12 protein-coding genes are annotated in these 12,099 nt (G+C 60.8%); 8 read left to right on the plus strand and 4 right to left on the minus strand.

The genetic code is table 11. The features are described 5' to 3' along the window. Positions 1 to 47: 47 nt before the first annotated feature. The 3 genes from LDZ28_RS17135 to LDZ28_RS17145 are packed head-to-tail and all read left to right on the plus strand — an operon-like array spanning position 48 to position 5,204. Positions 48 to 800 carry a peptidylprolyl isomerase gene (locus LDZ28_RS17135; protein ID WP_244829624.1) on the plus strand — a complete coding sequence of 251 codons (753 nt, stop codon included), beginning with the start codon at positions 48 to 50 and terminating at the stop codon, positions 798 to 800. A gap of 37 nt (positions 801 to 837) precedes the next feature. Then, positions 838 to 3,897, plus strand: coding sequence for a peptidase domain-containing ABC transporter (locus tag LDZ28_RS17140; RefSeq protein ID WP_244829625.1), 3,060 nt, complete (start codon positions 838 to 840; stop codon positions 3,895 to 3,897). Next, on the plus strand, positions 3,894 to 5,204 hold the full coding sequence (locus LDZ28_RS17145; protein WP_244829626.1) for a sigma-54-dependent Fis family transcriptional regulator: 1,311 nt from the start codon (positions 3,894 to 3,896) through the stop codon (positions 5,202 to 5,204). Before LDZ28_RS17140 ends, LDZ28_RS17145 begins: the two co-directional genes overlap by 4 nt. A gap of 6 nt (positions 5,205 to 5,210) precedes the next feature. Here LDZ28_RS17145 and LDZ28_RS17150 read toward each other — a convergent pair whose 3' ends face one another. Together LDZ28_RS17150 and LDZ28_RS17155 are read right to left on the minus strand one after the other, a co-directional pair. Further along, positions 5,211 to 5,969 (minus strand): PP2C family serine/threonine-protein phosphatase, encoded by a 759-nt coding sequence (locus tag LDZ28_RS17150; protein WP_244829627.1) that lies wholly within the window; start codon positions 5,967 to 5,969, stop codon positions 5,211 to 5,213. A gap of 84 nt (positions 5,970 to 6,053) precedes the next feature. Then, positions 6,054 to 6,350, minus strand: coding sequence for a hypothetical protein (locus tag LDZ28_RS17155; RefSeq protein WP_244829628.1), 297 nt, complete (start codon positions 6,348 to 6,350; stop codon positions 6,054 to 6,056). 412 nt (positions 6,351 to 6,762) lie between these two features. On the opposite strand from LDZ28_RS17155, the gene LDZ28_RS17160 reads away from it, so the two are divergent. The 3 genes from LDZ28_RS17160 (at position 6,763) to LDZ28_RS17170 (ending at position 8,793) form a co-directional block, all read left to right on the plus strand. Next, positions 6,763 to 7,266, plus strand: coding sequence for a lecithin retinol acyltransferase family protein (locus LDZ28_RS17160; protein WP_244829629.1), 504 nt, complete (start codon positions 6,763 to 6,765; stop codon positions 7,264 to 7,266). A 26-nt stretch (positions 7,267 to 7,292) separates the two neighbouring features. Then, complete coding sequence (locus tag LDZ28_RS17165) at positions 7,293 to 7,541, plus strand: hypothetical protein (protein ID WP_244829630.1); 249 nt, start codon at positions 7,293 to 7,295, stop codon at positions 7,539 to 7,541. Between the two features lie 157 nt (positions 7,542 to 7,698). Then, on the plus strand, positions 7,699 to 8,793 hold the full coding sequence (locus LDZ28_RS17170; RefSeq protein ID WP_244829631.1) for a 4-hydroxyphenylpyruvate dioxygenase family protein: 1,095 nt from the start codon (positions 7,699 to 7,701) through the stop codon (positions 8,791 to 8,793). 25 nt (positions 8,794 to 8,818) lie between these two features. Here LDZ28_RS17170 and LDZ28_RS17175 read toward each other — a convergent pair whose 3' ends face one another. Then, on the minus strand, positions 8,819 to 9,229 hold the full coding sequence (locus LDZ28_RS17175) for a cupredoxin family copper-binding protein (RefSeq protein ID WP_244829632.1): 411 nt from the start codon (positions 9,227 to 9,229) through the stop codon (positions 8,819 to 8,821). Then, positions 9,226 to 10,209: a metallophosphoesterase gene (locus LDZ28_RS17180; RefSeq protein WP_244829634.1), complete on the minus strand. Its 984-nt coding sequence runs from the start codon at positions 10,207 to 10,209 to the stop codon at positions 9,226 to 9,228. The genes LDZ28_RS17175 and LDZ28_RS17180 overlap by 4 nt, the downstream gene beginning before the upstream one ends. 299 nt (positions 10,210 to 10,508) lie before the next feature. Between LDZ28_RS17180 and LDZ28_RS17185 the strand changes: the two genes are divergently transcribed. Together LDZ28_RS17185 and LDZ28_RS17190 are read left to right on the plus strand one after the other, a co-directional pair. Further along, complete coding sequence (locus LDZ28_RS17185) at positions 10,509 to 11,162, plus strand: RNA polymerase sigma factor (RefSeq protein ID WP_244829636.1); 654 nt, start codon at positions 10,509 to 10,511, stop codon at positions 11,160 to 11,162. Then, complete coding sequence (locus LDZ28_RS17190; RefSeq protein ID WP_244829638.1) at positions 11,152 to 11,907, plus strand: anti-sigma factor; 756 nt, start codon at positions 11,152 to 11,154, stop codon at positions 11,905 to 11,907. The genes LDZ28_RS17185 and LDZ28_RS17190 overlap by 11 nt, the downstream gene beginning before the upstream one ends. Positions 11,908 to 12,099: the final 192 nt, after the last annotated feature.

A 12,099-nucleotide genomic window follows, 5' to 3' on the forward strand; every position in this document is an offset into this window, starting at 1 on the left:
CGGTCGGACATGCTGCGAGATGCATCCTCAAATCAACGGAGAACGACATGACGGCGATAGTGCGAATCGACGACGAAGTGGTCGATGTCGGCGAACTGATCAGGCTATTGAAACTCAACGGCCAGTTCGACGGCCTGCTGGAGCAACTGGTGCGCGACAAGCTGACCGTGCGCGCGGCGAAGAAGGCGGGCGTCAAGCTAAGCGACGATGAGATCCAGACGCGCGCCGACCAGTTCCGTCGCATTCGCGGGCTGCATCGCGCGGCCGACATGAACAACTATCTCGATGCGCTTTCCGTGAGTCTCGACGAGTTCGAAGTGTTCATCACCGACACGCTGTATCAGGAAAAAATGCTTGAAAACATCGGTACGGAGCGCGAGGTCGAAGAATATTTTCAGCTCAATTCGCCGAAGTTCGACAGTATCGAAGTGAGCCACATTCTGCTCGATACCGAAGGCAGCGCGCGCGAGATGATCTCATATCTCAACGACGACCCAGACAGCTTTGCGGACATGGCCCGCGAACATTCGCTCGCCGATACGCGCGAAGAAGGCGGCGTGATAGGCCGCGTGATGCGCGGGCAACTCAAGCCGGAGATCGAAGCGAAGGTCTTCAATGCAGAAGTCGGTGATCTGCTTGGCCCGTTCATCTCCGCCGATGGCTCTTCCTATGAGATTTTCTCGGTTACGTCGAAGTATCCCGCGAAGCTCGATCAGGACGTTGCAGCCGAGATTCGCCGGCTATTACGCGAGGAATGGCTGGTGGCGCGCGCGCAGGAACATGTGATCGAAGCACGTTAAACCGAAACCAAGCCGAAACTACGACAGAGCGAACGATATGGACGCCCCTTCGAGCCTGGATGCGCCCGCCGACTTTCTCGCGACCGTGGAGATTCTTTCGCCGTTCACGCGCGAGGAGATCGCGCAACTCGCGGAACATGCTCAGTCGCGCCGCTTTGGCTTCGGTGAAACCGTGTGCAATGCGGGGGATTCCGCCGACGGGCTCTATGTCGTGAAGGCCGGCTCTGTGCGCATCTTTACCGAGGAGCACGGCAAGGAAATCAGCATGGGAGTGAAGAAGGCGAGCGAGACGTTCGCGGATATCGCCATGCTGCGCGAGTATCGCCATGAATCGTCGGTGCGTTCTTCAGGCAAGACCGAACTGCTGTTCATCCCGCGCAATGCGATCGAGCCGATTATCGCAAGAAACCCGGCTGCGCTCGCGTTCGTCACGAGCTTCGTCGCGATCAGTTCGGCGGGCGGCTTCGTCGCGAAACTGTTCGATCTGCGCGGCAAATTGAACAAGGCGGAACTCGAGGAATGCGTGCGCAGCGTGGGCGTCAAGCGCGTCGGCGAAGGCAAGGAGATCTTCAGGCAAGACTCGCGCGACGACCGGCGCCTCTACGTCGTGCGGCAGGGCGAAGTGCGGATCGTGCGCGAAGACGGCAACGAAAAGCATGTGCTCGCCACGCTCGGGCCCGGTGAAATCTTCGGCGAGAAGGCGTGCGTGATGCGTCAGGAGCAGCTGGCATCGGCCATTGCGCTCACGGACACGCGCCTGCTCGTGATCCCTGAAAAGACGGTGCATTTCATCATCGAGCGCAATGTGAAGCTGCGTGAAGTGCTGGAAGAACGCATTCGTTTCAGCGAGCGCGAACTGCAGCGTCAGAAGAAACTCGCTGAGCGTCGCAGACTGCCGTCGATGCTCGATCTCCACACCAAACCCGAAATGGGCGAGCGCGTCATCAAGCGCTTTGCGTGGGTCGAGCAGGCCGAGGAAATGGATTGCGGCGCCGCGTGTCTTGCGATGATCTGCAAGCACTACGGCATCAACATGACGCTCGGCAAACTGCGCGAACTGGCGAACGTCACGACGCAAGGCGCAACGCTCGACAGTCTTGCGCGCGCCGGCGATGCGCTCGGCTTCACCACGCGCGGCGTGCAGTGCACGTTCGAGTCGCTACGCGGCTTCGAGATGCCGTTCATTGCGCATTGGGAGGGATATCACTACATCATCGTCTACGGTATTTCGAAAGACAACGTGTGGGTCGCGGACCCGGCCATCGGCTTTAAGAAGATGACCGTGGGCGAGTTCGAGCGCGGCTGGAGCGGCACATGTCTGCTCTTTTCTCCGGTGCAGGACATGGCGCAGCAAGCGGTATCGCGTTCGCCGTGGATTCGCTTCGTGGGGTATCTGAAGCCGTACAAGAAGGTCCTGCTGCATCTGTTTCTAGCGACCTTCGTGATTCAAGTGCTGGGCGTGATTCCGCCGCTCATCATCCAGAACATTCTCGATGGCGTGATCGTGCATCAGAACGTCAGCTTGCTGCATGTGCTGATAGGCGGGTTGATCATCTCGAATCTGTTCACTCAGCTCATGTCGACCATTCGCGCCTATCTTGCGAACTTCATGGTGCGCAACATGGACTTCGCGATGATGTCGCAGTTCTTCAGGCACACGTTCTCGCTGCCCTTCAGCTTTTTCGCCAAGCGCAAGACCGGCGACGTTTTTGCGCGCTTCCAGGAAAACCACACCATTCGCGCTTTTCTCACCGAATCCACGGTGACGACGGTACTCAATCTGCTGATGATCTTCATCTACTTCACGATCATGTTTCTCTACAACGTGAAGCTGACCTTGTTGCTGATTGCCTTCGTCATCCCGATGATGGCGCTTACCATCCTCGCCACGCCGCGCATCAAGCAGAATGCGCGCGAAGCGTTTTCTTCGGCTACAGACGCACGTTCGTTTCTCATGGAAGCCTTGGGCGGCGTGGAAACGGTGAAGGGGATGGGCATCGAACGTGCGGTGCGGCTCAAGTGGGAAAAGAAGTACGCAAAGTCGCTCGAAGTGCAATACAAGTCGCAACGCTTCAATATCGGCGTAGGCTTGTGCAGCCAGTTGCTGAATGCAGGTACGACTATCGCCGTATTGTGGGTCGGAGCGAACCTCGTGCTTTCGCGCGAACTGAGCATCGGCCAGTTGATTGCGTTCAATGCTTTCATGGGTAGCGTGCTGTCGCCGCTCATGGGCCTCATCAACTTATGGAGTCTCGTGAACGATGCCGGCGTGGCAATGGAGCGTCTCGGCGATGTGCTCGACATAGACCCGGAGCAGAAACCTTCGGAGATGGAGCAGCGCGTGATGTTGCCCGACTTGCAGGGCGAAATCAGCTTTAACGGCGTGTATTTTCGCTATGGCGAAGGCGATACGCCTTACGTGCTGGAAAACATCAGCTTCGATATCAAGCCCGGCGAACTCATCGCGGTAGTCGGAAGAAGCGGTTCAGGCAAGACGACGCTTGCCAAGCTGCTCGTTGGTTTCTATGCGCCGAGCGAAGGCAAGATGACAGTGGACGGCTACGACCTGAGCGTCATCGACAAGGGCTTTTATCGCGCGCAGATTGGTTATGTCATGCAGAGCAACTTGCTGTTCTCGGGCACGATAGCGGAGAACATCGCGAGCGGCGAGGAGTCGCCGGATAGAAGGCGTATCGAGGAAGTGGCCAAGATGGCGGATGCGCATGCGTTCATCGTCAAGCTGCCGCTAGGGTATGAGCAGGTGGTGGGCGAACGTGGCGTGGGTTTGTCGGGTGGACAGATTCAGCGGCTCTGTATTGCGCGCGCGTTGTATCACGACCCACGTCTGCTGGTTTTCGACGAAGCCACGTCTGCGCTCGATACGCAGTCCGAGAGCAATATCCTCGGCAACATGCAGGAGATTCTCAAGGGACGCACCGCGGTCATCATCGCGCACAGGCTTTCCACCATCATGCGTGCCGACAAGATTCTGGTGCTGTATGAAGGCGGTATCGTGGAGCAGGGCAGGCATGATGAGCTGGTCGCAAGAAAGGGCATGTATTACCAACTCGTGCAGAAGCAACTGAGCGCAGCATGAAAATACTAGACCAACCGGAAAGCGACAGCGGCGTGCCCGCATCGGCCATATCGTATGCGGGCATCATCGAGAAGATCGAGATTTTGCGTTCCACCTTGCGATGGACATCGCGGCTGGAGCGGCCCGAGATAGAAAAGCTTCTGCGTCAGGCGAGTTCGTTGCGCGATGAGGTCATGCAGCTTTCCCACAAGGAGCGCTTCATTCAAGCCGCTGCTGCCGAACCTCGACGCGACATGTCACCGGGCTCGCGGCGTCAGGCCTTGATCGAACGCAGCTTCGTATTCGAAGGCACGTTCGGCGATAACCCGAAGCTGCTCGAAGCCCTGGAAATAGCGGAAAAAGCCGCGCCTACGGATCTTCCCGTGCTGATCGACGGCGAGAGCGGCACGGGCAAGGAACTGATGGCCAAGGTCATTCATGCGAATGGTTCGCGCGCGGACAAGCCCTATATCTCCGTGAATTGCGGGGCCATTCCGGATAATCTGCTGGAATCCGAACTATTCGGGCATCGCAAGGGCGCGTTCACGGGCGCGACCAACGACCGCAAGGGCAAGTTCGAGAGCGCGCATACGGGCACCATATTCCTCGATGAAATTGGCGAGCTGCCGTTGGTTGGGCAGGTGAAGCTGTTGCGCGTGCTCGAAGCGCACGAGATTCAACGCGTGGGTTCGGATGAAGCCATTTCGGTGGATGCGCGCATCGTCGCGGCGACGAATCGCAATCTGCGGCGCTTCTGCGATGAAGGTCGCTTTCGCGAAGACCTGTTTTATCGCTTGAGCGTGATTCATCTGACCTTGCCCGCGCTGCGTGAACGCCGCGACGAGATACCGCTCTTGCTGTCTTACTTCGGCGATGAAGCGGCGGCCACGCTCAAGCGCCGGCCCATCAAGATGTCCCCACGTTTAAGGGACTTCATGCGCAATTACGATTATCCCGGCAACATCCGCGAGTTGCGCAACATCATCTATCGCATCGCTTGTCTTGCAGGCGAGATGGCGGATATCGAGCACCTTCCGCTGGACATCCGGCCGAAGACATCGCTCTCGTTGGCGATGGGCGGTCCTGCCGCGAATGGCAACGGCATTGCGACGGCGAGTTCGCTGAGCGAAGCCAAGCGCGTTGCGAGTGACGAAGCGGAGCGCGCATTTCTCGAACGTGGGCTGCATGAAGTGGGCGGCACGGTGGCCGAACTTGCGCGGCGGTATGAGATGAACCGGTCGCATCTGCAGATGCTTTTAAAGAAACACGGGCTGCATTCGAAGGACTTCAGGCTTGCGGCGCAAAAGAGCAGGGAAGCGGAGAAGTAAGCCGACTCATAAAGACGGATTAACCTGCGTCCTATCCAAAGCCATCAAATCCTCCGCACGCGCGACGACAACCGAAATGTTGTCGCGCCCGCCGCGTTCCAGCGCAATCTCCAGCAGCCTCTGCGCCGCGAGCTCGCAACTGCTCAACGCAAGCTGCGCCACCATCTCGTCCTCGCTCACTTCGTTCGAAAGACCATCGCTGCAAAGCAGGAACGTATCGCCATCGTGCAGCGTGATGGAATCTTCGTCGAGATCGAGGAAGTCGAGCGCGCCAACCGCACGCGTGATGAGATGCTGCGCCGGATGATGCAGCGCCTCTTCCGCCGTCAATTGTCCGCGCGCCTTCAGTTCTTCCACGTGACTATGATCGCGCGTGAGTTGCCGCAGCCGCCCGCGCCGCAGTAGATAGATACGGCTGTCGCCCGCCCACAGATAACCGCATACGCCGTCTCGCGCAGCCAGCAACACCACCGTGCTGCCGATTCGCGATACCTGCCGTCGCGCCGCTTCCGCACGCAAGCGCGCGTTGATATCGAGCAAATGCGCCCGTGCATCCGCCAGTGCGCTTTGTGCCGTCATGCTCGCCAAGCTCTCGATCACCATGCGGCTCGCCAGATCGCCAACCGCGTGACCGCCCATGCCGTCTGCGACGGCCCACAGGCCACGTTCGGGCGCATCGAGCAGCGCGTCTTCGTTGATCTGACGCACGAGGCCCGCGTCGGTGCGCGCAGCGGATGTCCATCGAAACTCGTTGCTGAAGGTCACGGCAACCTCCCAAGGTCCTGACTGGCGCGTCATGCGGTCGGCCGAGGCGCGCGGCCCCAGTCATTGTGCACTCAACCGCCGAGCTTATCCCGCGCGATTGCTGGACAGCGCGTTGGGACTGACGGTGAGCGTCGCGCCCGCACCGGTGTTGTTCACATCGACGCTCTGATACTGGTTGACCATCTGACCGACGCTGATGTTGTTCGTGATGTCGTAGATGTTCACCACGCTGCTGCCGCCACCGCCTTGCTGACGGTCCGCGACATATGGCGTGATCCAGCCGAAGAGCCAAGGCGCGCCACCGCCGCCACTGATGGCCAACATCGCCGCGCGATCGAGTTCGCGGTCGTGATCCAGATCGGTGATGGTGATTGCGCTCATTACGGCTCTCCTTGTTTGCTCGAATTCGATGCGGGCACTTATGCAAGGGCTATGCCGATATGCATGCGCCTCCGCCATCGGCTTATTCGATGCGGCCTTCGCCCTATGTCGATGCCCGCGCCTTGCGCCATCAGTTGGACCGTCGCCAACAACCGCTGTTGGCAGACAACCGAACGACCAACACTACGAACCGAACGCGCACGGGCGCTCTATTGATGCTCTGGAGCCAACACATCGCCCTCCTAGACTGTTGGTTAATAATCACCAACCGCTATCAAAAATCTAACTAAAAACGGTTATTTCCTCTATAAATCAAACATTTACGAAGACTGGCAAGAAACCTGCAAAAGACTCCGCAACAAGCCGCCGAACAGACACTTCGGCGCGACGAGACCAAAAATCGGAGCGAGCCATGTCGAACACCCAACCGTCCGGACCGAACGATACCCAAGCTGCCGCGTGCAGCCTGTCGTTCGATGACGAACCGGCCATAGGCGCCGAACTCGTCACGCGCCGCTCGGGCTATGAGCATCACGGGCTCTATGCGGGCAACGGCCGGGTTATCCATTACGCGGGATTCGCCAAGTCGCTGCATCGCGGTCCGGTGGAAGAAGTCAGTCTCGCGCAATTCGCGGGCGGCCATGACGTGACTATCCGCCAAAACCCGACCGCGTGCTTCGTCGGCCTGGAAGCAGTGCGCCGCGCTCGCAGCCGGCTCGGTGAAGACCGTTATCGCTTGTTGACCAACAACTGCGAGCACTTCGTGACGTGGTGCCTGTTCGGCCAAAGCCAAAGCCGCCAGGTTCGCGCCTGCTTCGCCCATCCGCGCGTGGCGTGGCGCGCGATGACGGGATTGTTTCGCGCCTATGTCGCTGCCGATCGGCAACGCCGCCTGAACGCCGCACTCGCCGCCTGAACGGCCTGACCAGAAAGGAGACCATCATGCACACCATTCAAAACTCGCTGCACTGGGCCGTCGACAAATGGCTCGCCCCGAGCGCGGCGCATCCGGCACGCGTCGTGCGGCTGTGTCGCTCGCAGGTCACGGGCTCGCGCTACGTCTGCATCGAGGCGTGGCACGCGAACGGACCGCTCGCGATCATCTTCTTCCGGCACGACGACGGCACCTGGAACGTGTTTCCCCCGCAAGCAAGACGCCCGTCGATGAGCCCGCAACGGCTTGCCGCCTGATACAGCGAAAGCGCCCGAGCCGCGCGAAGTCCCGGCTTTGACACGATGATCGCGCTGCCGCTACTCTAGCGGCAGGTTTATCGGCCGTGAGCACAGGCAGCCATCGCTGTGGTAGTTTCACGTCCGAGAACCCGCCCGACCATTGAGGACTTTGCCGATGACCCAGCCCGACTCCACTTCCCCCGCCCGCGCGATGCCCGATTCCGAAGTCGGCGACAATCCGCTCGGCATCGCGGGGCTGGAGTTCGTCGAGTTTTCCAGCCCGGACCCGCAGGGCCTCGCCGCTTTATTCGAGCGGCTGGGCTTCGTGCCGGTCGCGCAGCATGTCAGCAAGGCGGTCACGCTGTTTCGTCAGGGCAGCATGAATTTCCTCCTGAACGCAGAGCCGGACTCCTTCGCGTCGCGCTTCGCCGAATCGCATGGTGTGGGCATTGCCGCCATCGGCATTCGCGTGGTGGACGCGGCGCTCGCTCACGAGCGCGCGGTCGAATTCGGCGCCTGGGATTTCGAAGGGGAGAAGATCGGCCCGAACGAGCTAGCCATTCCGGCCATTCAGGGTATTGGCGACTCGCACATTTATTTCGTCGATCACTGGCCAGGCAAGGATAGCGGCGTGTCCACGATCTACGACATCGATTTCCGGCCCATTGCCGGCGCGAAGGCCGAGCCAGGCGGCACCGGTCTTTTCGAAGTCGATCACTTCACGCAGACGGTCGGCGCGGGCCGCATCCGCGAATGGCTCGATTTCTACCGCGAAGTGCTGCACTTCTCGGAGATTCATCAGGTGCATCCGGACTGGCATGTTTCGCAGGACTCCGCGGTCACGGTTTCGCCTTGCGGCAACATCCGCATTCCGGTGTACGAGGAAGGCACGTATCGCACGGATCTCATGCAGCAGTATCTGCCCGATCACGAAGGTGAAGGCGTGCAGCATATCGCGCTGGCATCGCAAGACATCTTCGCTTCCGTCGATGCCCTCATGGCGCGCGGCATGCGCTTTCTGAATCCGCCGCCGCGTTACTACGATCAGATCGACGAACGCCTGCCCGGACACGGACTCGATATCGACAAGCTGCGTGCGCGCGGCATTCTCGTGGACGGCGAGATTCTGCCGGACGGCACGCCGCAACTCTTCCTGCAAACCTTCGCCGAGCGCGAGCCGGGCGACATGTTCTTCGAGATCGTCGAGCGTCGCGGGCATCACGGCTTCGGCGAAGGCAATCTGAGCGCCATCGCGAAGGCACGCGGTTGAGCGTCAGGCGAACGTGCCCGCGCGCTCATTGCACGACGATTGTCCCCGTCATATGCGGATGCAGCGAGCAGAAGTACTTGTAAGTGCCGGGCTTGTCGAACACATGCGAGTAGCTTTGGCCGCTGTCGAGCGGGTCTGACTTGAATGACTTCGCTTCGTCCGCGACCGTATGCAGCATGTCGTCATGATTCACCCACGTCACCTTGGTGCCGACCGGCACGGTGACGCTCGGCTGGCTGAAAGCGAAATTGTCGATGCTGATGGTCGGCGTATTCATCGCCACCGTCTGCTGCGCGGGTTCCTCCGCGCACGCCGAGGGAATGATGCCGACGAGTCCCTTGACGACGAGCGCAAGCGCGGCCTGACGCGCGACGCGTCCGGCAAGAGGACGCAATCTGGAGGGCGAGACATAGCTCGCGAGCGTGGCGACGTTCATGCCTTATCTCCTGCAAGCGGGGTATCGACGATGGCGAGATATTCGCGGCCCTGCACATGCGTGACTTCGCGCAGACCGAGCATGGAGCGCAGCTTGTCCGCGCCGACTTTCATCGGTCCGGGCCCCGATGCGGCGCCGGGCGCAGGCTGCGGAAACGCGGTGGACATAGCCGAATAGAAGCGCATGTCGCCTTCCACTTTTTGCGCTACCTGATGCACATGGCCGTTGAGCACCGTGACGGACCCGAAGCGTTTGAAGAGCGCGAGCGCTTGTGCGCTGTCGTCGGTGCCCCAGCCCCATTGCGGATAAAGCGCCCACAGCGGGATATGCGCGAACACGACGATCGGCGTGCTGCTCGATCGTCCTTGCAGATCGGCCTTGAGCCAGGCGAGTTGCGCATCGCCGAGAAAGCCGAGACCGCCGCCCTTGAGGTCGATGACATTGGTCAGGCCGATGAAATGCACGCCGCTTTCGTCGAAGCTGTACCAGTGCCGGTCGCCGCTCCTGCCGTATTGCGCGGGAAGACGCGAGAAGAACGGGTTGCCGTCCTCGACCAGCACGTCATGCTCGCCCGGCACGTAGTGCACCTGCATGCCCGCCTTGCGGATGATCTGGTCGGCGGTATCGAATTCGGCGGGCTTCGACAGATGCGTGACGTCGCCGGTATGAATCATGAACGCGGGCTGCTTCGGCATGGCGCTCACGCGATTGATCGCTTCCTCCAGCGTGCTCGTCGGTTCCGTGTTCGGGTCCTTGCTGAAGCCAATGTGACTGTCGCTGATCTGCACGAAGCTGAACGAACTCGTCTTCTTCTCAGCCGCCTGCGCCGATGAAATGATGTTCGACACCGGCACGCCGCCGCTCACCGTCCACAGCACGCCCGCGCCGGCCCAGGCCATGCAGGACAATGCAGTGCGCCGGCGCTTGCCGTGGTCGTCGAGTTCTTGCGCGTCGGGCAGGTCTTTCGGGTCGTGTGTCATGCGCACTCCTTGAATACGAACAATGCGGCCGCGTTTCATGGTTTCCTGAAGCTCACGCGCATGGCGGCACGATGCATGGGCGTGAAGCCGGCGCGTTCATGTTCGAGTGCTGAAGCTGCGCGGCATCCGTCCATCGAACCGGCGAGAGCGTCGCGATATTCCCGATTCGTCTCGTCGATTTTATTTTTTCGATTACGCCGCTTCGGTGGGAATAAATCGCGCCGAGGGCGAGTACATGTGACGAGGGCGTTGCAAGGTAACGAAAACGTCGAACCCTGTTTCCCAAGGAGACCCGCGCGATGTGGCCCAGGTCGAAAGCAGATAAGTCCGCGGAAAGCCGAGCTCAGGCGGCGGGCGTGGACGCGCGTTTCGAGGCGACATTCATGCCGCATCTCGATGCCGCGTACAACCTCGCGCGCTGGCTATCCGGCAGTCCGAGCGACGCCGACGATGTCGTGCAGGAAGCCTATCTGCGCGCCTTTCGTTTCTTCAGCGGCTTCGAGGAGGGCGAGGAAGCGAACGCGCGTGCATGGCTCTTTGCCATCGTGCGAAATACGTGGTTCACGGAATGGCGCCGCCGCGTGCAACTCGCCGACGCGACGCCCTACGACGAAGAAATCGCCGGGGAGCAAGCGCTGCCCGGCTGGTCCGAGGAAGCGGGCATAGACCCGGAAACGCTTGCGGTACGCAAGGACGAGGTGCATATCGTGCATCGCGCACTCGAAACCTTGCCCATTCCGTTTCGTGAAGTGCTGGTCCTGAGAGAGCTGGAAGACATGAGTTACAAGGAAGTGGCCGCCGTGACGGGCGTGCCGATAGGAACGGTGATGTCGCGGCTCGCGCGCGGCCGCAAGTTGCTGGCGCTCGCCGTGCACGCCGCGCAGGACAAACCGGGCATGCGGCTCGTGCGTCGCACGGGGCCGGGTCTTGAGGAGTCGGGCAATGGACAATAACGACACCGCCTCGCTCGCAACGAGGCTCATCGACGGCTCGCTGACTCATCGCGCGCCCGCGCATTTGCGTGCTCAGGTGCTCTCGCGCATCCGGGCCGAAGCGGAAGACGTCAAGGTGCGGGAACGCGCGCGCGAACGAAACCAGCAGGACGAGCAGAGCGAACGCTCGGCCCGTTCATGGCGATGGTTCGCCACGCCCGTGCCGTTCTTCGGCGGCGCGTTCGCGGGCGGCACGCTGGCCGCGCTCGTGCTCGGCGCGATGCTGTGGTTTCAGGCCGTGCCGCATGGCGTGAGTGGTGCGGGCGATCCGCTCGCACAGGAGATCGTCGCGAGTCACGTGCGTTCACTGATGTCGGACCGGCCCATCGACGTGCTGTCGAGCGACAAGCACACGGTGAAGCCTTGGTTCAACGGACGTATCGACTATGCGCCGCCCGTCATCGATCCGGCCGGGCCGGGCTTCGCGCTGGTCGGCGGCAGGCTCGATTACGTCAATCATCGGCCGGTGGCGGTGGTGGTGTATCGCTATCTGAAGCATCCGATCGACGTGTACGTGTTTCCCTCGGGCAAGGGCGGCGCATCGCTCGACACGAAGGAAGGGGCGGCCGCCGTCACGCAATCCGACGACGGTTATGCGCTCGCACGCTGGAATCGCGACGGCATGACCTTCTGGGCCGTCACCGATGCCTCCGGCTCGGTCATGCGTCAGTTCGTGCAGGCTATCGAGGCAGGCTCGCCCCGTTAAGCCGGGCCGCGATCAAACGAGCAATCGTGCGCAAGTTGCGCGCGGCGTTCCTTAAGGAAGCCGCGCGTTTTTTTTGCCGCACGCGCTGATGCGCTTACGCATCTGCAATCTACCTGACTAAGGGTTTATTCCATCCCGTCGCACATTACGTCGCGTCGGGAGTGCGCTAACGCTCGTGCTGTTCGGGTATGT

Origin of the sequence: Caballeronia sp. TF1N1 (assembly GCF_022878925.1) — a bacterium.
Lineage (GTDB): Bacteria > Pseudomonadota > Gammaproteobacteria > Burkholderiales > Burkholderiaceae > Caballeronia.

Bases quoted from the DNA above. Each gene is read 5' to 3' on its own strand.
- LDZ28_RS17135 (WP_244829624.1), top strand. From the start codon at position 48: ATGACGGCGATAGTGCGAATCGACGACGAAGTGGTCGATGTCGGCGAA.
- LDZ28_RS17140 (WP_244829625.1), top strand. From the start codon at position 838: ATGGACGCCCCTTCGAGCCTGGATGCGCCCGCCGACTTTCTCGCGACC.
- LDZ28_RS17145 (WP_244829626.1), top strand. From the start codon at position 3,894: ATGAAAATACTAGACCAACCGGAAAGCGACAGCGGCGTGCCCGCATCG.
- LDZ28_RS17155 (WP_244829628.1), bottom strand. From the start codon at position 6,350: ATGAGCGCAATCACCATCACCGATCTGGATCACGACCGCGAACTCGAT.
- LDZ28_RS17160 (WP_244829629.1), top strand. From the start codon at position 6,763: ATGTCGAACACCCAACCGTCCGGACCGAACGATACCCAAGCTGCCGCG.
- LDZ28_RS17165 (WP_244829630.1), top strand. From the start codon at position 7,293: ATGCACACCATTCAAAACTCGCTGCACTGGGCCGTCGACAAATGGCTC.
- LDZ28_RS17170 (WP_244829631.1), top strand. From the start codon at position 7,699: ATGACCCAGCCCGACTCCACTTCCCCCGCCCGCGCGATGCCCGATTCC.
- LDZ28_RS17175 (WP_244829632.1), bottom strand. From the start codon at position 9,229: ATGAACGTCGCCACGCTCGCGAGCTATGTCTCGCCCTCCAGATTGCGT.
- LDZ28_RS17180 (WP_244829634.1), bottom strand. From the start codon at position 10,209: ATGACACACGACCCGAAAGACCTGCCCGACGCGCAAGAACTCGACGAC.
- LDZ28_RS17185 (WP_244829636.1), top strand. From the start codon at position 10,509: ATGTGGCCCAGGTCGAAAGCAGATAAGTCCGCGGAAAGCCGAGCTCAG.
- LDZ28_RS17190 (WP_244829638.1), top strand. From the start codon at position 11,152: ATGGACAATAACGACACCGCCTCGCTCGCAACGAGGCTCATCGACGGC.